We start from the raw sequence: 24,016 nt of genomic DNA on the forward strand, positions 1-24,016 counted from the left end.
TCAACCTCAAATTATCGGATTAACAGAAGCACCACGTCCGATACCATAATAGGTAAATCCACGCTGAGCCATACGCTCAGGCTCATAAAGATTACGCCCGTCAAATATAGCGGCTTGTTTTAAGGTCGCTTTGATTAAGTCAAAATCAGGAGCGCGAAAATTCTGCCATTCAGTACAAATAACTAAAGCATCCGCACCTTTCAAAGCATCTTCTTTGGTCGCCACTAAAACTAAGTCACTGCGATCGCCATAAATACGTCGCGCTTCTTCCATCGCTTCCGGATCGAAGGCCTGAACTTTAGCACCCGCTTGCCATAATGATTCCATTAATACGCGACTGGAAGACTCTCTCATATCGTCGGTATTAGGTTTAAAAGATAAACCCCATAGGGCAAAGGTACGGCCTTTAAGATCGCCCTTGAAATGACGCTGCAAGAAACTAAATAATTTATGCTTCTGTTTGTCATTTACTGACTCAACGGCCTGAAGAAGCGTTGGCTGATAACCAATATTTTCAGCGGTACGAATAAGAGCCTGAACATCTTTAGGGAAGCAAGAACCACCATAGCCACAGCCAGGATATATAAAGTGGTATCCAATACGCGAGTCAGAACCGATTCCTTGACGAACTTTCTCAATATCTGCGCCCAGAAGCTCAGCCAGATTTGACATTTCATTCATAAAACTTATTTTAGTGGCCAACATACAGTTGGCAGCATACTTCGTCAGTTCGGCGCTGCGGATATCCATAATCACCATTCGGTCGTGATTACGGTTAAACGGTGCGTACAATTCACGCATCAAATCCAGTACTTGGTCGTTATTAGTCCCAATGATAATACGTTCAGGCTTCATGCAGTCAGAAACCGCCGCCCCTTCTTTCAGAAACTCCGGATTAGACACGACATCGAAAGGTATATCTGCATTACGCTTTTTAAGGGTCTCAATGACCACCTGACGGACTTTATCGGCAGTTCCTACCGGTACTGTAGATTTATCGATAATCACCTTATAGCCGGTCATATGCTCGGCAATGGTACGGGCTACTGCGGTTACATATTTTAAGTCTGCCGATCCGTCTTCATCCGGTGGCGTTCCAACCGCAATAAACTGGATTTCTCCGTGTTCTATGCCTTGTATTGCATTGGTGGTAAACGTCAGGCGACCTGCCTCATAGTTTTCTTTAACCAGTGGCGCTAATCCCGGTTCAAAAATAGGAATCACCCCATTTTTGAGATTCGTGACTTTGGCTTCATCGACATCGACACACATAACATCATGGCCAACTTCAGCTAATACCGCGGCCTGAACCAACCCTACATAACCAATACCAAAAACTGTTACTTTCATCGTTTTGTCATCCAAAATAAATTTTATTATTAACTATTTTTCGTAGACAGCTGGAGTTGTTGTAACCAGGAATTAAATTCTTTGCCTAGCGTAGCGTGACGCAAACCGTGTTCGACAAATGCCTGCATATAGCCCATCTTATTACCACAATCATGGCTACGCCCTCTGATGTGATAAGCATCTACCGGATGTTTTTCCATTAACATGGCAATAGCATCCGTTAACTGGATTTCATCGCCGGCACCGGGTGGAACCCGAGAGAGTAAAGGCCAGATATCCGCAGAAAGTACATAGCGGCCAACAATGGATAGGTTAGACGGCGCTTCACTTACGCTCGGTTTTTCCACAACGTTGGCAATCGGAGCGCTTTCACCCGCGGTTAATGGATAGCCATTACAGTCAACAATACCGTAATCACTGACCTCGTTTAACGGTACCGGTTCAACCATGATTTGGCTGTGTCCGCTATCGCTAAAACGCTGGAGCATTTCACTCAAATTATCTTTCTCAGGATTCGACTCGTACTGATCAATAATGACATCAGGCAATATCACAGCAAAGGGCTCATCGCCAACTAATGGCTGAGCACACAAAATAGCGTGTCCGAGGCCCTTCGCGAGGCCCTGACGAACTTGCATAATGGTGACATTACTCGGACAAATCGACTGAACCTCATTCAGCAGTTGGCGCTTAACGCGCTTTTCCAACATGGCTTCAAGTTCAAAGCTGGTATCAAAGTGATTTTCAATCGAGTTTTTAGAAGAGTGGGTGACTAAAACAATGTGATTAATGCCAGCGGCGATACATTCATTTACAACAAACTGAATCAGCGGTTTATCAACTAGCGGAAGCATCTCTTTAGGTATTGCTTTTGTCGCAGGGAGCATTCTGGTCCCTAAACCCGCCACCGGAATAATCGCTTTTTTAATCTTAGATTGTGTAACGTCCATAAATAAGTTCTCACTATTCAAAAGCATCAGATAATCAATCGGATGCTCTGCGTTTGTGTGGAGGTATAATTCGGGTGTTGTTCGTTAAACGACTGCATATTTCATCCTCTGATGAATTTAAATACAGTAATATCGCTATCCAGAACAAACAGTTATTACAGTATATCAGGTAAGACAATATTCTCCGATAGGCTTAATACTGTCGTTCTGAAGTTAAGGTGATAAAGGACTAAAGTGATGCATTAAGCTGTAATCGACCACCTGCCCCCCAGACCTGGCAAAGCCACCGGTCTGTAATCAGGCTCGTTTGACTGGAATAAAGCGTATCTAATGTCCCCAGAGGCATGCTATCACTGAGTTCATATTTGCGATCGTTGGCTTCAATTTTCACGTGCAAACCGGCTGAAACAATCAGTAATTTCCGTTTTGGCACATGATAATAACCGGCAAGAAATGGGAACTGTCCTTCCAGATAAGACTGATGAAGCAGTTTATTAATTCTGTTTAAAACGGTTGGCATTTGCGGTAAAGACTCATTCTGCTCGGCTAAATGTTCTTGTAATAAATTATTGAATAACGCTCGTAGCAATAGTGCAGCTAAAACGCCTTTGTCACCGGCCCGTGAAATATCTAAACAATAAAAAGCAAAATCATTTTCAGATAACGCGGCAATATCTAAAACAATGCCGGAACGGTCAGCCAGAGTCAGCTGACGATAATTAATTTTACAACCGGAAATCACCTGTTGGGCCGGCGGCTGTAACTGCCTCAATAGCTGAATGGCTTCCTGGGGTTTTTCGCTTAAATTGGCCCAATCTTCAAGCAACGCCATCTCATCACTGGCCGGTGATGAGAAAAGATAAGGATAAAAACAAGCCAGCAAGGCATCGCGTAAATTATTCAAATCTGAGATAGGTTTGAGCAAGACGTCATGAACGCCTAAACGCAGCATTTTATCGACATCGGTAATTTTTTCTGTTGCAGAAATAACGATAACCGGAATCTGACACCCTTGATGTCTTAGACGATCAACCAGCGTAATACCGTCCATTCTTGGCATACCTAAATCGCAAATCATCAGTTCAGGTTGATTATTTTCAACGTAGATTAACGCTTGCTCGCCATCTTCTGCCTCACCAATAATTGCACCAAGGGAAGTTAAATATCCCGCCAGCATAGAACGGAAAACCGGATCATCTTCGACAATAAGAATATGTTTGTTAGCTAAAGGCGGTGTCATTGTAAACTTCCATGCTTTCTGTTTATTATATTTTGGTTCAAATTTGGCACTTGTGCCTGCTAAATTCGTAACTTATTGTTATAAAAATTGTTGTTATATCTGCTTGATAAAGAATAGATACTATCATCTCTAATTCTTTGCTGTGCTTAGCATGTATTTTCAATAGGTTATGATTCTCATATTTTGACGGAGTTTATCGTGTCTAAACCGTGCCCATGCGGGAGCTTAAAAAACTTTACACAGTGTTGCTATCCGCTAATCTCACAGCAAGCTATAGCCTCAACGCCCTCAGCATTAATGAGGTCTCGCTATAGTGCTTATGTGACCCAAGATGTAGAGTATCTCATCTCAACCTGGCACGATGATTACCGCATCGCAAATTTAGCAGAATCTGTTCGCCTTAGTTTCGAAAATACCGAGTGGCAAAGTTTAACTGTCATCAAAGAAGAACCAGGAAATGGTATAAACGAAGGCTATGTCGAATTTATTGCTAAATACCGAGACTTGAAAACCGATCGTCACCATGTCATTCATGAACGTTCCCATTTTATAAAACAGGACGGGCGCTGGTACTATACCTCTGGCATTAAACCGCAAGTAGGCCGTAATGAGCAATGTCCTTGCGGCTCAATGAGAAAATATAAGAAATGTTGTGGTCAGGATTAGATCTCAGAATCCTAAACCCACACTCAAACATCTGAAACACATTAATATATAAAACAAATAATAGCATACACATCATAAGGTTAAGTTATAATGCAAAGAAAGATACTACGTACAATTTGTCCCGATGCGAAAGGGTTAATCGCTAAAATCACGAATATTTGCTACAAACACCAGCTTAATATTGTGCAAAACAATGAATTTGTTGATCATCGTACCGGACGCTTTTTTATGCGTACCGAGCTTGAAGGTATTTTCAATGATGAGACTCTGTTAGCCGATTTAGATGGTGCTTTACCAGAAGGTTCGGTTCGGGAGCTTAATCCTGCCGGCAGACAAAAAATTGTCATTCTGGTAACAAAAGAAGCCCACTGCCTTGGTGATTTATTGATGAAAAGCACCTACGGCGGATTGGATGTTGAAATCGCAGGCGTTATTGGCAATCATGATACCTTAAAAACCTTAGTAGAACGGTTTGATATTCCTTTTCACCTGATCAGCCATGAAGGGCTAACTCGTGAGGAACATGATTCTCAGGTTGTCGATTTAATTGATACTATTGCGCCTGATTACGTGGTGTTAGCTAAATATATGCGCATCCTAACGCCTGATTTTGTTCGTCATTTCCCGAACCGTATTATCAATATCCATCACTCGTTTCTGCCAGCATTTATCGGCGCTCGTCCTTATCATCAAGCCTATGAGCGTGGGGTCAAAATTATCGGTGCTACAGCCCACTTTGTTAACGATAACCTGGATGAAGGCCCGATTATTATGCAGGACGTTATTAATGTCGATCACACCTACAGTGCAGAAGACATGATGCGCGCCGGCCGAGATGTAGAAAAGAACGTATTAAGCCACGGAATTTATCGCGTTCTGGCACAGCGCGTGTTCGTCTATGGCAACAGAACCGTTATTCTTTGATCGTGCTGGCGATACACTCAATCAAAAAGTCACGTTTCGGCGTGGCTTTTTTCATTGAAAAATTGAAATAAAGAATATTATTCCCGCACTTCACGCATAAAAAAACACCAAACAATAATTATTCGAGATATAAGGCTTTACAGCGCCAAAGCTTTTGGTATTATGCGAGCCCTTGTTGAGCGAGGTAGTATGCTCTCAAGTAAAACAAGCAGTAACTGGTGGGATACCCAAGCGGCCAAAGGGAGCAGACTGTAAATCTGCCGTCACAGACTTCGAAGGTTCGAATCCTTCTCCCACCACCATTCTATTTAGTATTCCTGTAGCGAAAATCCCCATATATACAAATTAATATCGCTGAGGAGAAGGTGAGAACCTTCGATAAGGTTCGAGTCGAGCAATGCGAGACAACGTTGCCATCGGCAACGGCCCGAAGGGCGAATCGCGCAGCGATGAGTCATCCTTCTCCCACCACCATTTCAAACACCTTATCTGTCTTTTTTCTAAAAAATCCCCCAGAAATATCAGTATGATTAAATTCATCCGTCAATTTTATTGAATTTTTTCGTCTCTGCCTTGAAGCCCCCGGCCAAATAAGCTATACAACCCCCTTGTTTTAATTTATCAGGAAGTCTCATGCGTAAGAATATTTGTGTTTATTGTGGTGCTAGCACTGGAAATAATCCTGCCTATACCGAAGCCGCACAGCTACTTGGCCAAACAATTGCCCAGCAAGGCCGTCGTCTAATTTATGGGGGTGGAAATAAGGGATTAATGGGTATTCTGGCAAATGCAGTATTAGAGGCGGGTGGTGAAGTCACTGGTGTCATTCCTGAACGTTTAGTTGAAGCAGAAACCGCTCACCACGGATTAACTGAATTAGAAATAGTACCCGATATGCATATACGAAAAGCCCGTATGAGTGAACTTGCAGACGGTTTTATTGCACTACCGGGTGGAATCGGGACCTTTGAGGAACTGTTTGAAGTCTGGACCTGGAGCCAAATCGGCTATCACACTAATCCAGTAGGATTGCTGAATATTAACGATTTTTATACGCCAATGAGCAGCTTTTTACAGCATGTGGTAGATGAAGGTTTTGTTCGCCAAAGCTATCTGAATACGCTTTTAGTCAGCAGCTCTGCTACAGACCTGCTTGCTCAGTTTGACCAATATCAGCCACATAATCTGGATCGCTGGGCAAAATAACAGTCCCGTCCTTAACGCGGGCCGATAGCCTCACCATAACAATATCGGCCTGTGTGACAAATTTGACTAATCTCTGTTACCATTAATCAACAATCCCCTTACCGATAAAGATGCAATTATGAAGTTTATTTCTTTCAATATCAATGGACTAAGAGCAAGGCCACACCAGCTTGCTGCTATCATAGAACAACATCAACCGGACGTTATTGGCCTACAAGAAACCAAAGTTCATGATGATATGTTTCCTCTAGAAGATGTCAGCCAATATGGTTATCACGTATTTTATCACGGCCAGAAAGGCCATTATGGTGTCGCTCTGCTAACTAAAGAGAAACCCATTGCCGTCAGAAAAGGCTTTCCTACCGATGATGAAGATGCACAGCGTCGTATTATCATGGCCGACCTGGCAACGCCAATGGGAACACTGACGGTGATTAACGGCTATTTTCCTCAGGGCGAAAGTCGTGACCATCCGACAAAGTTTCCGGCTAAGCAGAAGTTCTATGCGGACTTACAGTCCTATTTAGAACAGCAACTTAACCCAGAAAATCCTGTTGTGGTAATGGGTGATGTCAATATTAGTCCGGCAGATTGTGATATCGGTATTGGCGAAGATAGCCGTAAACGCTGGCTACGCACCGGTAAGTGCTCATTCCTGCCGGAAGAGCGTGAGTGGATGCAGCGGCTAATGGGATGGGGTTTAGTTGATACCTTCCGTGATGCCAATCCTGATACAAGCGATCGCTACTCATGGTTTGACTACCGTTCTAAAGGATTCGATGAAAATCGCGGGCTGCGAATTGATCTGGTGCTGGCCAGTCGTTCATTGGCCCCTCACTGCATCGGAACCGGGATTGATTATGATATCCGCGGTATGGAAAAACCTTCTGACCATGCCCCTATCTGGGCTGAATTTAAGCTCTGATATTTACGCTGGCTGAATCCCTTTCCAATATCGCTACAAGGATTCAGCCAGACTCATATAAACGATAAAAGCGCATTCGAATAAATATGAAAGTAGTTGATGTTGTGGCCGCTATCATTGAAGAAACTCACCACAAAAACAGCCGAATTCTGATCGCCCAGCGGGATACCCAAAGCGATTTATCCGGCTATTGGGAGTTTCCCGGCGGAAAAATTGAACCGAATGAAACACCTCAACAAGCGCTATGTCGCGAGCTTTATGAAGAGCTTGGTATCGATAATATCCAGGTTACAGATCATATTGCCACCAGCGAGATTCAGCAGCCCGAACGAATTATTCGTTTACAAGCCTGGCGGGTAACGGCTTATCGTGGAATCATACAGCTTCGCTGCCATAGCCATTTTCTTTGGCTGTCGCCAGAGGAAGTTGAAAACTATCCGTTAGCCCCGGCAGATATTCCACTATTGCAAGCCTATCGAAAAAGCCTTCAACCACAATAAATCTATTATTAGCCTGACTACTCTTCAGCTTTTTTCTTTACCGCTTTAGCCCGTTTTTTCTTAGGCTTCGCGTCCTCTTTTTCTATTGATTGCTGGATACCTTTAAAAACTTGGGGAACCCGGTTCCGTTTTGCCTGATAGATAAGCTCCTGAAGCGTCATCACCATGGGTTGCATAAAATCCTGATAGCGACACTGCTTTTCGCTAATCTGAGTAAGCGTAGACTCCCAGTGAGCGGTCATATCCGGCCTGGCTGCAATTTCAGGTAAACAATGGATCAATGCCCTGCCGGTATCCGTTGAGGTTATTGTCCTGCCCTTTTTCTGTAAAAAACGGCGTTTAAATAAAAGTTCAATAATCCCTGCACGGGTGGCTTCTGTCCCTAATCCGTCAGTGGCACGCAAGACTTTCTTCAGCTCTTTATCTTGCACAAAGCGGGCAATACCGGTCATTGCTGACAGTAACGAACCATCGGTGAAGGGCCGAGGTGGTTGAGTCTGACGCTCAACAACTTCTCCATTTTCACATAACAGCTCATCATCTTTTTTCACGACCGGCAGCGGTGTACCTTCATTTTCTTCATCCCGCTCTTTGCCTCCCAGAAGCGTTCGCCAACCGGCTTCGGCCAGAAAGCGAGCTTTAGCGATAAATTTGCCTCCGGCAATTTCCAGCTCAATCACGCACTTTCGGTAAACGGCATCAGGACAAAATTGCATCAAATACTGAAGAGCAACCAGTTCATAGATCTTACGTTCGTCCTCAGAGAGAGAAACCGATGAGCTGCGTGAAGTAGGAATGATGGCATGGTGAGCATCCACCTTTTTATCATCCCAGCAGCGATTACGCCTATCAGTCTCCAAAATAGGTAATGGAAATAAATTGGCTTGATGAATTTCAATCGCAGCCAGAACGGAATGGCGATCGGCAAAGTGCTCTTCCGGTAGATAGCGGCTATCCGAACGCGGATAAGTAATTAATTTATGCGTTTCATAAAGTCTTTGGCAGAGATCTAATACTTGCTGAGCGCTGAAGCCATGACGCTTAGAGGCTTCAATTTGTAATGCTGACAGTGAGAATGGCAGCGGAGAAACCTCTGATTCCCGTTTATCATTATACTCAGTAACCATGGCTGGCTGGCCGGCAATGCGGCCAACCACATGCTCGGCCAGCGCCCTATTAAGCAGGCGCCCTTCCTCATCCTGATAAGACTCACAGGATTCACTTGGCTGCCAAATCGCCGTAAATCGCTCATCCAACGGCGTGACTATATGCGCTTTCACCTCAAAGAAATCTTTCGGTACAAAGTTTTCAATCTCTTCATCCCGACGTACCACTAAACCCAATACTGGCGTCTGTACTCGCCCTACGGATAAAACCCCGTCATAACCGGCGTTTCTTCCAAGAATGGTATAGGCGCGGGTCATATTAATGCCGTAAAGCCAATCGGCCCGAGATCGGGCTAATGCAGAAACACAGAGAGGAATAAACTCGCGGTTTTCCCGCAGTTTATCAATGGCTCTGGTCACTGCCTGTGGGTTTAAGTCATTAATCAAGCAGCGGCGAACCTGTTGGCGTTTTTCAGGATTCAGCTCAAGATAATCAAGCACTTCATCCACCAGCAGTTGCCCTTCTCTATCGGGGTCTCCTGCATGCACAACCTCATCAGCTTCACTCAGCAAACGCTTAATCACATTCAGCTGTTTAGTGACCGACTCTCGAGGTTTTAGTTGCCATTTTTCAGGAATAATCGGCAGATCGGCTAATGACCAGCGGGCAAAACGGGCATCATATTGATCCGGCTGAGCTTGCTCAAGCAAGTGGCCAATACACCAGGTAACGACCTGGTCGTTACCACAAATAATATAGCCATCCTGACGCTTATGAGGTTTAGGTAATACATCAGCAATGGCCCGGGCCAAACTCGGTTTTTCGGCAATAAATAAGCGCATCAGACTTTATCGTGTCGTAAAGAGTCGTGTGACAGTGAGTCATGTAATAAAAAATCGCGAACTGCGGTTGAATCGCCACGAAAAATTATACGCTCTGATTTTTTACTCAGCTGATAGCTATACATCGGATCATAATATTCATTCAGCAGCGGGACTAACCAGTTTTCATGTTTAGAACTGCCCTTGCCGGATTTCTGATAGTCAAGCGCCAAATCCAGCTCGTTAAGTAATATTTGATATCGTTCCATTCCTAGCCGTTTACGGATAGCGAACATTCCGTGGTGCAAATATTCACAAAACTGTTGCCAGCCCTCTTCTGCACCATATACACGCTCAAAATCGGCACTCATAGAGTCGATATACTCCAGCTGTAAACGCTCAAGGCGCACATCCAGAGGATCATCAATGACCACAATACTTGCCAACTGCATGGCCTCATAAAGTTCTAATGGAACATGATTTGAGCCAATCGTCTTACCTTCATCTTCAATTACCCAACTCCGGATGCCGGTATGGTATTTTTTCAAGAAGGTTACAGCCACTCGATTTTCAAAATTAATTTGGCAACTCTGGCCGATAATTGTGCGTCCAAAAGAAGAACCGCGGTGCCGGGCAGCCCCTTCTAAATCGACGCCAGAAGGTAGATCCCGAACTAATAACGTTTTGCCACTGCCGGTATTACCACCAACGATTCGTATTGGTAAACTGGCAGCCCGTCGGTTTTCATTAATTAAAAAATTTCTTAATGCTTTATATCCGCCTTCAATTAGCGGGTAATCAACGCCGGCCTCATGTAACCAACGTTGGGTAATATGAGATCGCAATCCCCCGCGAAAACAATATAAAAAACCATTAGGGTGCTGCTGACAAAATGATTTCCATTGCTCAATGCGCTGCGCTCTAATATCACCGCTGACTAAACGTTCACCTAACTCAATTGCCGCTGACTGGCCATGTTGCTTATAACAAATACCGACTTCTTCCCGCTCACTGTCTGACATCAACGATAGATTAACCGCATGCGAAAAAGCCCCCTGAGAGAATTCCACAGGGGCTCGGACATCAATCAACGGAATATCGTTAAGAAAGATATGTTGATAATCATTACTCTCACTACGAAACATCAACAAACCTCAATCAGTGCGCGATCCTGCTTGGGCTCGATTAATTCACCAATCGCCGTTAACGTTATCTGATAACGCTCAGCAATGGCCTGAACTTGCTGTTCACTTTCGGGCAATACCGCAATTAATAAACCGCCTGAAGTCTGCGGATCGCATAACAGTTTTCGTTGTAAATCCGTCAGGGAGCCGACTAAGTGACCGTAACTATCATAATTACGTTGAGTTCCGCCGGGAACACAGCCTTCAGCAATGTATTTCTCAACGTCAGGCAGCTTTGGCACGCTATCAAACCAAATATTGGCCTGAACACCGGAGCCCTGACAAATCTCGCTTAAGTGTCCTAACAGACCAAACCCGGTAACATCGGTCATTGCCGTTACGCCATTTACTTGAGCAAACTCAGCGCCGGGCTTATTCAATTGGCACATTGTTTCAGTAGCAACACCTTGGTGAATCGCCTGTAATTTACTTTTCTTTTCAGCGGTAGTTAATACGCCAATACCTAACGGTTTAGTCAGATAGAGTTTACAACCGGCTTGAGCCGCACTGTTCTTCTTAATTTGCTCGGTGCTTACCATACCGGTGACGGCAAGACCAAAAATAGGTTCTGGCGCATCAATCGAGTGCCCGCCGGCCAGAGAAATACCAGCCTGCTGACAAACATACCGACCACCGTCGATAACTTTTTGGGCAATCTCAGGCGCCAGCTTATCAACCGGCCAACCGAGAATAGCAATTGCCATAATGGGTTTTCCCCCCATGGCATAAATATCACTAATCGCATTGGTGGCCGCAATACGGCCAAAATCAAACGGGTCATCAACGATAGGCATAAAAAAATCAGTCGTGCTGATAATTCCTATACCGTTACCAATATCGTAAACGGCCGCATCATCACGCGTCTCATTGCCTACTAATAAATGGGGATCGATAAACTTCTCTTGCTCAGAATGGAGAATAGTTTCCAGCACCTTTGGTGATATTTTACAACCACAACCCGCACCATGGCTGTACTGAGTTAAACGTACACTATGTTCTGACATGTTCAATTCCCCTTTCTGGCCTGAGCCACGACATCGGATTAATCTTATATAGTAACGCGCCTTGCCACTATTGATAAGACATACTCTCGAGATTCAGGATAATTTGCGCAACATTCTGAGACAAAAACCAGTGAGATACCCCCAATAATTTGAGCTACAGGACAGCGGAAAGTGATTCAGTGAACCAATAGGGTAAAGGCCCCGCAGCGCGGAGAATGACGAGTAAGTGCATTAATAAACACAAAAACCCGAACGGGTCGGGTTTCAAATCGTTATTCAATCGATTGGGATAAGTCTATTTTAGCCCGCGCCTAAAATTAAAAATAAGCAACAAAAGGCGTGGTATCCGGTGCTTTAACTTTAACTGGTTGCACTAACGGTGTGCCTAAATAGAGAAAACCAACAATCGTATCTTGCTCTCGACAGCCAAAGGCCTGCCGTACTATCTCATTTTCAGTCCAAAATCCGCTGCGCCAGATACCACCGAAGCCTTGAGATACCGCAGCCATTTGCATTGTCTGTACGGCACAACAGGCCGAAGCAACCTGCTCCCAAAGCGGAACTTTGTGCTCTTCGGTACAGTGGGCAACAACGGTAATAATCATCGGCGCACGTAAAGGCGCTTTTCTGGATTTGTCCTGAACAGCCTGATCCTGATTTTCATCTAATGCAGCCGCCAGCAATACCTCACCAAATCGGTCACGGGCTTCACCTTCAATGATGATAAAACGCCAAGGCTGAAGCGTGCCATGATCCGGGGCACGCATCCCGGCACGAATAATGTTATCTAAGGCTTCACCTTTCGGTGCTGGCTCTGCTAAGCGTGAGGCTGAACGGCGATTTAGTAATAGCTCTAGCGCATCCATAATCATCTCCTGATAAATAAATATGCGTGTATTGTAAGTTAAATATTTGTAACAAGCACAAAAATAACGGCATCATATGGCTATTTAACACTGACTTTTTTACCATCAACCTTTAGGATAAGCCTAATTATTATCAGGGCTCAAACACGGAGCAGACATGCAAGCACTATGGCGGTTCATTGCGAGCGTATTTAAGTGGGGCTGGCGGATACTTAATTTTATCCGTAATGCCGTTTTAAATTTCGCCTTTATTCTCTTTCTGTTGATAGGGTTAGGCATTTATGCACAATTCCAACAGAGCACCATTCGCCCGGATACCGGGGCGTTACTGGTTAATTTAAGCGGTACTATTGTCGATACACCAAGTTCTGACAGTAAACTACGCCAGCTCGGGCAGGAACTGATCGGTGGCAACAAAGACGTACAGGAAAACTCCCTGTTCGAAATTGTTAAACAAATTCGCTATGCCAAAGATGACCCACAAATTAAGGGCATTGTGCTCTCTCTGAATAACTTTTTAGGTGCAGATCAACCCTCCCTGCGCTATATAGGCAAAGCACTAAAAGAATTTCGTGATGCAGGAAAACCTATCTACGCCATTGGCGATAGCTATACCCAGAGCCAGTATTTCTTAGCCAGCTTTGCCAATAAGATTTACTTATCACCACAAGGCTCTGTCACATTGCAGGGTATTGCTACCAATAATCTTTACTACAAGTCATTATTGGAAAAGCTAAAGGTCACAACTAATATCTTCCGCGTTGGTACCTATAAATCGGCCGTTGAGCCAATGATTCGTGATGATATGTCTCCCGAAGCCCGTAAAGCAGATAGCCGCTGGTTAAACACTCTTTGGTCAAATTACCTGACTGATGTTGCCGCTAACCGCAATATCTCTACGGCAGAACTATATCCGGATATGGATCAGTTGCTTAAGCAGCTAAAAGCCAACGATGGTGATACGGCCAGCCTGGCGTTAAAAAATAAGCTGGTTGATCAACTGGCCTCTCGCCCGTCGGTAGAAAAGCAAATGACCGAATTTTTTGGCTGGGATGAGAAGAACAAAAATTTCAATCTCACCAGTATTTATAACTATCCAGTTCCTGAGCCTGAAAATAAAGATCTTGAGCCATCTGAAATAGCGGTTGTCTTTGCCGTTGGCGCTATTGTTGATGGCCCTGAAATGCCGGGAATGGTTGGCGGAGACACCACGGCAAAACAACTGCGTGATGCCCGTCTGAATAAAAATGTGAAGGCCATTGTATTAAGAGTTAATAGTCCCGGCGGTAGCGTTAGCGCTTCAGAATTAATTCGTACTGAAGTTCAGGCGTTAAAAGATGAAGGTAAACCGGTTGTTGTATCAATGGGAGGGCTGGCTGCCTCTGGCGGATACTGGATATCAACCCCCGCTGATTATATCGTTGCCAGCCCGAGTACGCTGACCGGCTCCATCGGTATTTTTGGTGTCATTAATACCTTCGAAAACTCTTTGGGAGCCATTGGGGTTCATACTGACGGCGTTTCGACCTCACCACTTGCCGAAGCGACAATTACCAAAGCCCTGCCCGAACAGTTCTCTCAAATGATGCAACTGACCATTGAGCGAGGCTATAAAACCTTTATCAATCTGGTTGCTAAATCACGGAATAAAACGCCAGAACAGGTCGATAGCATTGCACAAGGTCGAGTCTGGATTGGCTCCGATGCTAAAAATAATGGATTGGTAGATGAATTAGGTGATTTTGATGATGCAGTAAAGAAAGCCGCTGAATTAGCCAAACTGGATAAATACCAAATAAATTGGATCAGGGGCGAACCAACCCTGAGTGAAATATTATTTGGCCAAGTTTCTGTTCAGTCAATGTTACCTGATGCGGTAAGCGCGTTATTACCTGCCCCGCTTCGTCAGGTCGCTAGTGATATTCAAAAGCAGCCCGGTTTCTTTAATAATATGAACGATCCCGGCCACCGCTATATCTATTGCTTAAGTTGTAGCTATAACTAATAGGCTTAAATACCATTAAGTCAATCGTCAAAGCCCGGCCACAAGCCGGGCTTATTTATGCCCGACAGATACATATTAATCACCTGCCTATTTCCCTATAATCGTTGTCATCTCCGATCGTTGATCTGGTACTTATACAAAAATGAAAAAGAAAGTTATCTATATCTCCTATACCGGCGGCACCATTGGCATGCAGCGGTCCGATCACGGCTATATCCCTGTATCAGGCCATTTGCAGAAGCAACTGGCAAACATGCCTGAGTTTCATCGTGAAGAAATGCCTGACTTTGTGATTCATGAATACCAGCCGCTAATCGACTCCTCGGATATGACGCCACAAGACTGGCAATATATCGCCGACGATATTAAGAAAAATTATCATCAATATGATGGCTTCGTCATTCTTCATGGTACAGATACCATGGCATTCACCTCATCTGCGTTGTCTTTTATGTTGGATAATCTGGATAAGCCGGTGATTGTAACGGGTTCACAAATTCCTTTAGCTGAACTAAGGTCTGATGGGCAAACCAATTTGTTGAATGCACTCTACATTGCTGCAAATTATCCAATCAATGAAGTTTGCCTGTTCTTCAATAACAAACTATTTCGCGGTAACCGCACCAGCAAGGTCCATGCGGATGGTTTCGAAGCATTTTCTTCACCAAACTATCCTCCGTTGCTTGAAGCCGGGATTCACATTCGCCGGTTATCTCCGCCAGATCCATTTCCCTGCACCGGCGAGTTTTATGTGCATAATATTGCGCCTCAGCCTATCGGTGTTGTCACTGTTTACCCCGGCATCTCAGCAGAAATGATCCGTAACTTTTTACTTCAACCCGTCAGAGCATTAATTCTGCGCTCTTATGGTGTTGGTAATGCACCTCAGGATCCTGCATTACTCAAAGAGCTGCGCAATGCCTCAGAACGGGACATTATTGTGATTAACCTGACACAATGTTTATCCGGGCGGGTTAACATGGATGGCTATGCCACCGGTAATGCACTGGCACAGGCCGGAGTCATCAGCGGGTTTGATATGACCGTTGAAGCTGCGTTAACTAAGCTACATTTTTTACTCAGTTCAAACTTACCGGCCAATGAAATTCGAAAGCTGATGCAGAAAAACCTTCGGGGTGAACTGACTGAGAATGAATAATCCGCTGAGAAATAACCATGAATAACGCACTATTATTAGTCGACTTACAAAATGACTTTTGTTTTAACGGGGCGCTTGCCGTTCCTGAGGGCGACGAGGTTATCAAGGTAGCTAATCAGGCTATTCATAACTTCAGGCGCCGCAACCAGCCGATTATCGCCAGCCTGGACTGGCATCCGGCCAATCATAAAAGCTTTGCCGTCAACTCAGGTACTCAAGTCGGTGAATCCGGTATATTAAACGGATTACCTCAGGTTTGGTGGCCTGTACACTGCGTCGAAAAAACACAGGGGGCAATGTTGCATCAACAGCTGGAAAAAGAGTATATCAACAAGCTCTTTGTCAAAGGCTGTGACTGTGATGTTGATAGCTATAGTGCTTTCTTTGACAACGGTAAACAAAACTCTACCGGGCTTAATGAGTGGTTATCCGGCCAGAAAATAGAACGTCTGACTATTTTAGGATTAGCCACTGATTACTGCGTAAAATATACCGTACTTGACGGGCTTCGCCTTGGATATGCGGTAGACGTTGTTATAGATGGCTGTAGAGGCGTTAATCTGCGACCGAATGACAGCAATAACGCGCTGCTCGAAATGCAAGCAGAGGGCGCGAGATTGCTCAAGCTGGAAGAGATTTAGGCCTGATTATTGTTATATCGCCCAACCAAAGCTGAATCGATTTTGTTAATATTCAGATACAAAATTAACCGGCGTTTTTTTCGCCGGTTTGTTCATCAACAAACTGCATGGATGCCGAGTTAATACAGTAGCGTTTTCCTGTTGGCGGCGGGCCATCGGGGAAAACGTGCCCTAAATGAGCATCACACTGATTACAGACTATTTCTACTCTATGCATATTATGAGAATAATCATCAATATAGCGTACGGCTTCAGGGGTAATTGCTTCAAAGAAACTCGGCCATCCGCAGCCGGAATCAAATTTAGTATCTGAATAAAAAAGTGCAGAATCACAGCATATACAGCGATAAGTTCCTAAGCGTTTATTATGTAGTAACTTTCCGGTATAAGGGGCCTCAGTTCCCCGCTGCTGAGTAACAAATTTCTGAATGTCAGATAAGTTATTATTTTTATTATTCAATGAATTAGACATTAATTATTTCCTCAATCTAAAAACCAGTATTTATCCCCATCACCTTGCCGATTATAACAATATATTAACAATAATATTAGGTAATTTGTGTGAAATTGAGCAACTAATGCGGACTAAAAACCAATAATTACCCTATTGAACATGAAAGTGGTTATAATTAGTGAATCGGTACTCGATAAGGCGCCAAAAAAGAACAAAAAACCAACAGTAACAGGTATTGTATTGATTAGAATTTGGTATCTATTTTGTGATTCTCGACAATAATTGACACGATTCCGCTTGACGTTTTGCAAGGTTTTTGTAATTTTACAGGCAGGTATGAAACTCACTTCATTCACTAACAAACAAGCTGGTGGAACAATATGACTATCAAAGTAGGTATTAACGGTTTTGGCCGTATCGGTCGCTTCGTATTCCGTGCTGCACAAGAGCGTTCTGATATTGAAGTTGTTGGAATCAACGACTTGCTCGACGCTGAGTATATGGCGTATATGCTGAAGTATGACTCTACTCACGGTCGTTTCAAAGGCACCGTTGAAGTGAAAGACGGTCAACTGATCGTTAATGGTAAAAAAATTCGCGTTACTGCTGAAAGAGACCCAGCAAATCTTAAGTGGAACGAAATCGGCGTTGACGTTGTTGCTGAAGCAACTGGCCTGTTCCTTGATGATGCAACTGCACGTAAACACATCACCGCTGGCGCTAAAAAAGTGGTATTAACCGGACCATCTAAAGATAACACGCCAATGTTCGTTATGGGTGTTAACTGCGGAACTTATGCTGGCCAGGATATCGTTTCTAACGCATCTTGTACCACTAACTGTTTAGCGCCAGTCGCTAAAGTACTGAATGATAAGTTTGGTATTGTTGAAGCGCTGATGACAACTGTTCATGCTACAACCGCTACTCAAAAAACCGTTGATGGCCCATCTCACAAAGATTGGCGCGGCGGCCGTGGTGCAGCTCAGAACATCATCCCTTCATCTACTGGCGCAGCCAAAGCCGTAGGCAAAGTAATTCCTGAGCTTAACGGCAAATTAACCGGTATGGCTTTCCGTGTACCAACGCCAGACGTTTCTGTTGTTGACTTAACTGCACGCATCGAAAAATCTGCCACTTACGAAGAAATTTGTAAGGCAATGAAAGATGCTTCAGAAGGCGCACTGAAAGGCGTTCTGGGTTATACCGAAGATGACGTAGTATCTACCGACTTCTTAGGCGAAAAATGCACATCTGTATTTGATGCTAAAGCAGGTATCGCTCTGAATGGTAACTTTGTGAAAGTTGTTGCTTGGTACGATAACGAAATCGGCTATTCAAACAAAGTATTAGATTTAGTCGCTCACATCTCTAAATAAGATGTCGGATAAATTCTGATCGACAAGGGCAGCTTATAAGCTGCCCTTTTTTATTGGTAGCATGTCATCAGCACGTTATATACCTCTCATCATTCAAGGTATTGAATAAATCGGCCATAGGCACTACAAAGGGCCTAATAACGCAGCCAACAAACCTGCAACTTGAAGTATGATAGGTAAACTGTCTGTAATTATGGATAACTAAAAGGCTAACTAGATATGTCAGATATTCTGTTTTCTTTACCCGTTGAACAACAAATTACGCCCTGCCTGACCTTATGTAAAAAAGACGAATTGCCAGTCATCGTTATTAATCATCCTAAAGCTAAAGGCGCTATCTCACTGCAAGGTGCTCATGTGCTGTCATGGCAGCCTGAAGGTGAGAAGCCGGTATTATGGCTTAGCCCTGAGAGCAATTTTAAACAGGGCGTTGCTATTCGTGGCGGCATTCCAATATGCTGGCCGTGGTTCGGAAAAGCCGGCGATCCGATGCACGGATTTGCCCGAAATCAGCTATGGCAGTTAATTGCACATGATGAAAATGATGAATGCGTGTGGCTGACTTTTTCTTTAGAAGATAATGAACAAACCAGAATATTATGGCCTCATTCATTTAGTTTAATAGCCCGGATAAAGATGGGAGAAACTTGTGAGATTGAATTAGAATCGCACGGGGATTATTCCTTCACCAGCGCCCTTCACACTTATCTGAATATTGGTGATATCGATCAGATTTCCGTATCAGGTCTGGGCCCTAACTATCTGGATAAAGTCGTTGGCGGCGAACATACAACAGCGGACAAAAAGCTTACCTTCAGCGGCCTGATTGATCGTATATACACCCAACCAGAATCATTTAGTGTGATTGCCGATCCGGCCAATCAACGTTCGATTGAAATTCATCACAAAAATGCCAGCGATGCCGTTGCCTGGAATCCAGGTGCAGAAGTCGCTAAAGGCATGGCAGATATGCCTGACGATGGCTATAAAACGATGGTATGCGTAGAAACGGCTTATGTAACCAATGCTCGCACCGTTACCAACGATAAGCCACAGTTTTTATCCGCAACTATCCGTTGCCATAAGAATGAACAAAAATAACCGCTTGAAGTACCCGTTTTAATCTCAATAAAAATGCCGACTCAGTTAAATCTGGTCGGCATTTTTTTAAAACGTTAAAGCCTAGCTGAACCGATAAAAAGTCGCTTAGAAAGTATAGGTAATACCTGTCGCAATAATAGCAGAGTAAGAACGATCAACCATTGGGCTGTCTTTTACTTCGCTGTCTAAACGAACATAACGACCGGAGGCAAAAGCATTCCAGTTTTCATTCAGCTTATAGTTAGCAGTCAATTCCATATACGGAGACCAGCTGCTGCTTGCATCATAACGGTCTAAGCCGCTACGGCGAGATTCATTACTGGATATACCATAATAATAATCGTTGAAGTTGCTGCTATACCAGCCGGCACCGACTCCCGGTGTCAGTCTGAGGTCGTTTAACTGGAACGAATATAAATAAGCCGCATCAGCATACAGGCCATTACTGGTATTCAGCATATCGGCAGAAAGAGAAGTACGGATAATACCCCAATCAGCCATATGCTTGTAGCTGACGCCCCCCATCATGGTAGAGCGGCGTTTATCCAACTGCTTCATTTGATGATCGTCACTCTTACTAGGGCGAAAGTGTAACGGTGAATAAAAAAGATTCAGAGCCAGCTGATTCTCTTTATCATTCCACAAATAAGCACCCGCTCCCGGTCCGCGAATAAAGAAAGTATCGCCTTCATAGCTAATTATAGGAAACGGTAATACTTCATTATCAACGCCTTTATAAGGGAATAACTCAAATGCAGCGCTTGCTCCCAGAGTCCATGTATTGTCGGCAGCATTCACTACCGGAGCTACCAAAGCGGAGCTTAAAAAACAGGTACCCAATATAATTTTATTTAACTTCATTAATGTTAAAACCTCTTTCATATATAGCTTTCATCTAAACCACAACGGCCAAATTCTATAAGTTTTTCAACTCAATTTTTTAGTGCATTAGCAATATCAACAGACTCTTTGTGCCAAGCATTTGCCAGTGAATAGACTAGCTCGTCATATCCATCTTTTTGCAGAGGCGCCTCTATATTAAATGGACGACGAATTATTTTATTATCACTTTGTAGCATCCAGTAACCACTGACAATCGCGTATCCGTCATATCGTCCTTGGAATCCAGTCACTGTCACGCGTAATACGTCGGCGTCATGGCCGCTAACCAACTGCCCGGAAACCACTCGTCCGGGTAGAAGAACGCTAAGATTATCGGTTAGCGCCTGCTTTAGCTGCTGGTCCAAACTACTTCCCCAAAGATTATTCTTTGCAACGGTATATTTGACATCGCTGGTTTGAAAAGCGATCCCCGGACCGCTAAGAAAATCAGCAACAGTTACGCTTTCAATCCATAGCTGCTTTCCGGCGCTAAGGTGCACGGCCTGTGCGTTATTGCTTTGAGCAGCAACGGGTGGCAGCTGATAGTAAGAGACTTCACTCTGACTACTACAGGCGCTTAATAACAGTGCAATAACGGCAATATTCCATTTCATCATTTATTGGCCTTCTTCGGCTGAGGATCGTTAGCACTCGGTGCTTCAAACACCAGCGCATTACTCTTCTGATTCAATTTTTGTAATATCGGTTGCAACTCACGCATAACCTGATCGAGTCGCTGCATATCAGACACCATGTTGCTATATGCGGTAGAACCCGGCTGGAAACCTTTCAGACTACGGTTTAGCTCTTCCAGAGTTTTTTGCATATCTTTTGGCAAGTTGTTTACTTCTTTACTGGCCAGAATGGTATTCAAATTATTCATCATACTACGCGTTTCTTTTAGCGTCTGGGTCATCTCTGCCAGCATGGGTTCAACCGGCAGGTTATTAACTTTGTCCAACGTTTCTAACAAGCGTTTTTGAACCTCAGCCAGACCGCTACTAACCGTCGGTATTAACGGATAGTCATAGACTTTTTTCGGTCCGTTCCACGGTTTAGCATCCGGATAAAAATCCAGATCGACATACAGCGCTCCGGTCAGTAAGTTACCGGACTTCAACGATGCTCTCAGACCATTATTTTGAGCTTCAATAAGGTGACTTTTAATATCAAAATCTTTACCAAAGCGGTTCTGTATCCTATCAGGCTCAATTCGAGCCAATACGGGCACATGATAATTAATAGATCCCTTATCATTACTTTTCAGCTCAGGCATAAAGAAAGGCACTTCAGAAACGGTACCAATCCTTACGCCACGAAACTCAATCGGAGCTCCGGGTTGCAGGCCTCGAATAGAATCTTTAAAGAATAAAACGAAGTCATCATGTCGTGTAAACAGAGATTCTTGGATGCTTTTCTGATCGGAATAGAGTTCAAACTCTTCGAAATCTTTTACCGCGTCCCCCACTGACCAGCCATCCGGTAAATCAAAGCTCACACCGCCGGAAATCAAGGTTTCCAGAGAAGCCATTTCAACCCTGACCCCTTGAGAGGACATATCAAAAGCAACGCCACTATCCTGCCAAAAGCGCACATTACTCGATACCAGACCACGATAAATATCCATGATAAATAACTGATAGCGCATAACGCGATCTTTCGGATCAAACTCACTGCTTTCAACTGTACCCACGCGGAATCCGCGGAATAAAACAGGATCTCCGGCATTCAGCCTATTGGGTTGCTTACTCTCTAAAGCAATGCGTAATCCTTTGGTATCTGCGGAGGCCAAAGGCGCGCTATCTTGCAGCGTAAATGTGGTTTCAGCCGTTTTATTATGGCCGGGTAATAACTCAATATATGCGCCGGATAATAAGGTATTTAAGCCTGAGATGCCTTCGCGCCCTATCTGAGGTTTTACTACCCAGAAAACGGTATCTTTATTCAGTAGCTTATCCATATCATCATGCAAACGGGCTTTGATAATAACCTGTTTTAGATCTTCACTAAGGCTGACTGATTCAACCTTGCCGATATCAACATTTCGGCTTTTTATGGCCGTTTTTCCACCTTCAATACCCTCTGCATTAACAGTGACTAAGGTCACTAACGGACCCTGAGTACTAAAGTGATAGAAAAGAATCCACGCGCCGATTAACACCGTCACAATCGGTATAATCCACACTGGCGACCAGCGTTTTATCGCCTCAATTTTTGCAACGTCCTGATTATTGTCCTGCACTATCAGGCTCCTCATTAGTTATAGTTTGCTTACGATCCCACAAAAGGCGAGGATCAAACATCATGGCTGCAATCATGGTTAAAATAACCACCAGTGCAAATAGCAATGCGCCAATATCAGGGTAAATACTCATTAATCGCCCCATTCGCACCAGCGCGGATAATACGCCAATAACAAAAACGTCAATCATTGACCAGCGGCCAACAAATTCAACGATTTCATACATAAGATGCATTCTTTCTCTATCTTGGCGGCTTTTTATTGCACCATCTCTTGATGCGTCATAACAAAGCCAAGCAATAGCTAACATTTTTAAGGTCGGTACTACAATACTGGCAATAAAAATAACCAATGACACCGGGTATGAACCGTCTTCCCAAATCAAAATAACACCGGCCATAATGGTCGATGACAACGGGTTGCCTAACACTTCAGTTACCATAATCGGTAACAGATTTGCCGGGATATAAAGAATAATAGATGTGACCAGTAAAGATATGGTCCATTGTAAGCTATTAGGCCTTCTCACATAGCCATCAGTTTGGCAACGCGGACACTCTTTTTGATCTGCTGGCAATATCGCCATACAGCATGGGCATAATCGCAACCCCTGTGACATGCCCGAAATTCCGGTTTGCGGCGTTTTATCTAAGGCCGGAGCCGGTTGAATACTCTGCCAAAGTGAATAACGGTCGGTACACTGAAAAGCTCGGACCTGAAGCAGGCAAAACAGGCAATAAGGAATAAAGCTCGGCCCAATACCAATATCGCCATAAGCCATTAGCTTAACAAAGCTCACTAATACGCCGACTAAAAAGATTTCAACCATGCACCAGACTTTAGCCAGGTATATTGCCCGCCCCATAATGACTTTTAGCCGGTGTGGCATCCGAACCTTCAGGCACAGCAATATAATGGCAACCATGCAAAAAGCAGGTATGAGCTGAACAAAAATAATAAACAGTGATGCCAGGCTGGCATAGTCATCACTCATCATTGCCTGAGGAATTTCAATCAAACGAATCTGATTATAAATTCCTGAAACGCGCATATTGATAAACGGAAATAGGTTAGCAAACACCATCATAATCAGTGCACTGACAGCACAACTCACCGGCTGTAGACTCGGTTCAACCCAGCGTGCACTCAACGTTGTATGACAGCGAGGGCAAACAGCCTTATCGCCTTCTGCGATTTGCGGTAACTTAACCGTCAAATCACATTGTGGGCACAAAACCACCTCATCTGTTGCGGACATAGCCTGTACAACATCCCCTTCGCGCACGGGATGTTTAGCTATCGTTTGTGGCAATGATGCATGGGAACAGCTCGCATCTAAACACATAGCCACCACCTTTTGTTAAATAATGCAATCGTCATATTCGAAAGCCGAAGATAACGAACAACAGAGAA

The 24,016-nt window shown here is 44.0% G+C and carries 22 protein-coding genes, 1 tRNA gene and 1 other RNA gene; 12 read left to right on the plus strand and 12 right to left on the minus strand.

The window, feature by feature from the left end:
- Positions 1-6: 6 nt before the first annotated feature.
- From YWE_RS0104760 to rssB, 3 genes are all read right to left on the minus strand, one after another.
- Positions 7-1,350, minus strand: coding sequence for a UDP-glucose dehydrogenase family protein (locus tag YWE_RS0104760; protein ID WP_029093480.1), 1,344 nt, complete (start codon positions 1,348-1,350; stop codon positions 7-9).
- A 29-nt stretch (positions 1,351-1,379) separates the two neighbouring features.
- A complete protein-coding gene (gene galU, locus YWE_RS0104765) occupies positions 1,380-2,300 on the minus strand; it encodes a UTP--glucose-1-phosphate uridylyltransferase GalU (protein ID WP_029093481.1) in 921 nt (306 codons plus the stop codon).
- A 229-nt stretch (positions 2,301-2,529) separates the two neighbouring features.
- The gene (gene rssB, locus YWE_RS0104770; RefSeq protein WP_029093482.1) at positions 2,530-3,540 is read right to left on the minus strand and encodes a two-component system response regulator RssB; all 1,011 of its coding nucleotides are present in this window, start codon (positions 3,538-3,540) and stop codon (positions 2,530-2,532) included.
- A gap of 198 nt (positions 3,541-3,738) precedes the next feature.
- Between rssB and YWE_RS0104775 the strand changes: the two genes are divergently transcribed.
- The 7 genes from YWE_RS0104775 (at position 3,739) to YWE_RS0104800 (ending at position 7,761) form a co-directional block, all read left to right on the plus strand.
- Positions 3,739-4,206, plus strand: coding sequence for a YchJ family metal-binding protein (locus YWE_RS0104775; RefSeq protein WP_029093483.1), 468 nt, complete (start codon positions 3,739-3,741; stop codon positions 4,204-4,206).
- Between the two features lie 90 nt (positions 4,207-4,296).
- Complete coding sequence (gene purU / locus YWE_RS0104780) at positions 4,297-5,130, plus strand: formyltetrahydrofolate deformylase (RefSeq protein ID WP_029093484.1); 834 nt, start codon at positions 4,297-4,299, stop codon at positions 5,128-5,130.
- A 217-nt stretch (positions 5,131-5,347) separates the two neighbouring features.
- Positions 5,348-5,432: transfer RNA gene (locus tag YWE_RS0104785), tRNA-Tyr, on the plus strand.
- 43 nt (positions 5,433-5,475) lie between these two features.
- Positions 5,476-5,604, plus strand: a non-coding RNA gene (locus YWE_RS28915) — RtT sRNA.
- 159 nt (positions 5,605-5,763) lie between these two features.
- A complete protein-coding gene (locus tag YWE_RS0104790; RefSeq protein WP_029093485.1) occupies positions 5,764-6,336 on the plus strand; it encodes an LOG family protein in 573 nt (190 codons plus the stop codon).
- Between the two features lie 118 nt (positions 6,337-6,454).
- A complete protein-coding gene (xthA, locus tag YWE_RS0104795; RefSeq protein ID WP_029093486.1) occupies positions 6,455-7,261 on the plus strand; it encodes an exodeoxyribonuclease III in 807 nt (268 codons plus the stop codon).
- A gap of 86 nt (positions 7,262-7,347) precedes the next feature.
- Positions 7,348-7,761 carry a pyrimidine (deoxy)nucleoside triphosphate diphosphatase gene (locus YWE_RS0104800; protein ID WP_029093487.1) on the plus strand — a complete coding sequence of 138 codons (414 nt, stop codon included), beginning with the start codon at positions 7,348-7,350 and terminating at the stop codon, positions 7,759-7,761.
- A gap of 17 nt (positions 7,762-7,778) precedes the next feature.
- On the opposite strand, the gene YWE_RS0104805 is transcribed toward YWE_RS0104800, so the two are convergent.
- The 4 genes from YWE_RS0104805 to YWE_RS0104820 form a co-directional block, all read right to left on the minus strand.
- Positions 7,779-9,710, minus strand: a complete 1,932-nt coding sequence (locus YWE_RS0104805; protein ID WP_029093488.1) for a DNA topoisomerase III — start codon at positions 9,708-9,710, stop codon at positions 7,779-7,781.
- Positions 9,710-10,834 carry a tRNA 2-selenouridine(34) synthase MnmH gene (gene mnmH / locus YWE_RS0104810; protein WP_036015124.1) on the minus strand — a complete coding sequence of 375 codons (1,125 nt, stop codon included), beginning with the start codon at positions 10,832-10,834 and terminating at the stop codon, positions 9,710-9,712. Before mnmH ends, YWE_RS0104805 begins: the two co-directional genes overlap by 1 nt.
- Positions 10,834-11,877, minus strand: a complete 1,044-nt coding sequence (gene selD, locus YWE_RS0104815) for a selenide, water dikinase SelD (RefSeq protein WP_029093490.1) — start codon at positions 11,875-11,877, stop codon at positions 10,834-10,836. Before selD ends, mnmH begins: the two co-directional genes overlap by 1 nt.
- A gap of 317 nt (positions 11,878-12,194) precedes the next feature.
- On the minus strand, positions 12,195-12,743 hold the full coding sequence (locus YWE_RS0104820) for an NAD(P)H nitroreductase (RefSeq protein WP_029093491.1): 549 nt from the start codon (positions 12,741-12,743) through the stop codon (positions 12,195-12,197).
- A gap of 157 nt (positions 12,744-12,900) precedes the next feature.
- On the opposite strand from YWE_RS0104820, the gene sppA reads away from it, so the two are divergent.
- The 3 genes from sppA (at position 12,901) to pncA (ending at position 16,548) form a co-directional block, all read left to right on the plus strand.
- A complete protein-coding gene (sppA, locus tag YWE_RS0104825; protein ID WP_029093492.1) occupies positions 12,901-14,748 on the plus strand; it encodes a signal peptide peptidase SppA in 1,848 nt (615 codons plus the stop codon).
- Positions 14,749-14,890: 142 nt separating this feature from the next.
- Positions 14,891-15,907, plus strand: coding sequence for an asparaginase (gene ansA, locus YWE_RS0104830; protein ID WP_029093493.1), 1,017 nt, complete (start codon positions 14,891-14,893; stop codon positions 15,905-15,907).
- 17 nt (positions 15,908-15,924) lie between these two features.
- Positions 15,925-16,548 carry a bifunctional nicotinamidase/pyrazinamidase gene (gene pncA / locus YWE_RS0104835; protein ID WP_029093494.1) on the plus strand — a complete coding sequence of 208 codons (624 nt, stop codon included), beginning with the start codon at positions 15,925-15,927 and terminating at the stop codon, positions 16,546-16,548.
- Positions 16,549-16,612: 64 nt separating this feature from the next.
- Here the strand turns inward: pncA and msrB are convergent, their stop codons facing one another.
- A complete protein-coding gene (msrB, locus tag YWE_RS0104840) occupies positions 16,613-17,020 on the minus strand; it encodes a peptide-methionine (R)-S-oxide reductase MsrB (RefSeq protein ID WP_029093495.1) in 408 nt (135 codons plus the stop codon).
- Positions 17,021-17,382: 362 nt separating this feature from the next.
- Here msrB and gapA point away from each other — a divergent pair, with 362 nt between their 5' ends.
- Positions 17,383-18,378, plus strand: a complete 996-nt coding sequence (gene gapA, locus YWE_RS0104845) for a glyceraldehyde-3-phosphate dehydrogenase (RefSeq protein WP_029093496.1) — start codon at positions 17,383-17,385, stop codon at positions 18,376-18,378.
- Between the two features lie 219 nt (positions 18,379-18,597).
- Positions 18,598-19,479 (plus strand): D-hexose-6-phosphate mutarotase, encoded by an 882-nt coding sequence (locus YWE_RS0104850; protein ID WP_029093497.1) that lies wholly within the window; start codon positions 18,598-18,600, stop codon positions 19,477-19,479.
- Between the two features lie 105 nt (positions 19,480-19,584).
- Here the strand turns inward: YWE_RS0104850 and YWE_RS0104855 are convergent, their stop codons facing one another.
- The 4 genes from YWE_RS0104855 to pqiA all read right to left on the minus strand — a co-directional run bounded on the left by YWE_RS0104855 (position 19,585) and on the right by pqiA (position 23,861).
- The gene (locus tag YWE_RS0104855) at positions 19,585-20,340 is read right to left on the minus strand and encodes a MipA/OmpV family protein (RefSeq protein WP_227659962.1); all 756 of its coding nucleotides are present in this window, start codon (positions 20,338-20,340) and stop codon (positions 19,585-19,587) included.
- Between the two features lie 71 nt (positions 20,341-20,411).
- The gene (gene pqiC / locus YWE_RS0104860; RefSeq protein ID WP_029093499.1) at positions 20,412-20,978 is read right to left on the minus strand and encodes a membrane integrity-associated transporter subunit PqiC; all 567 of its coding nucleotides are present in this window, start codon (positions 20,976-20,978) and stop codon (positions 20,412-20,414) included.
- The gene (gene pqiB / locus YWE_RS0104865) at positions 20,975-22,603 is read right to left on the minus strand and encodes an intermembrane transport protein PqiB (protein ID WP_029093500.1); all 1,629 of its coding nucleotides are present in this window, start codon (positions 22,601-22,603) and stop codon (positions 20,975-20,977) included. Before pqiB ends, pqiC begins: the two co-directional genes overlap by 4 nt.
- Positions 22,590-23,861, minus strand: a complete 1,272-nt coding sequence (pqiA, locus tag YWE_RS0104870) for a membrane integrity-associated transporter subunit PqiA (RefSeq protein ID WP_029093501.1) — start codon at positions 23,859-23,861, stop codon at positions 22,590-22,592. Before pqiA ends, pqiB begins: the two co-directional genes overlap by 14 nt.
- Between the last annotated feature and the right edge of the window lie 155 nt (positions 23,862-24,016).

The organism is Budvicia aquatica DSM 5075 = ATCC 35567 (assembly GCF_000427805.1).
GTDB lineage: Bacteria > Pseudomonadota > Gammaproteobacteria > Enterobacterales > Enterobacteriaceae > Budvicia > Budvicia aquatica.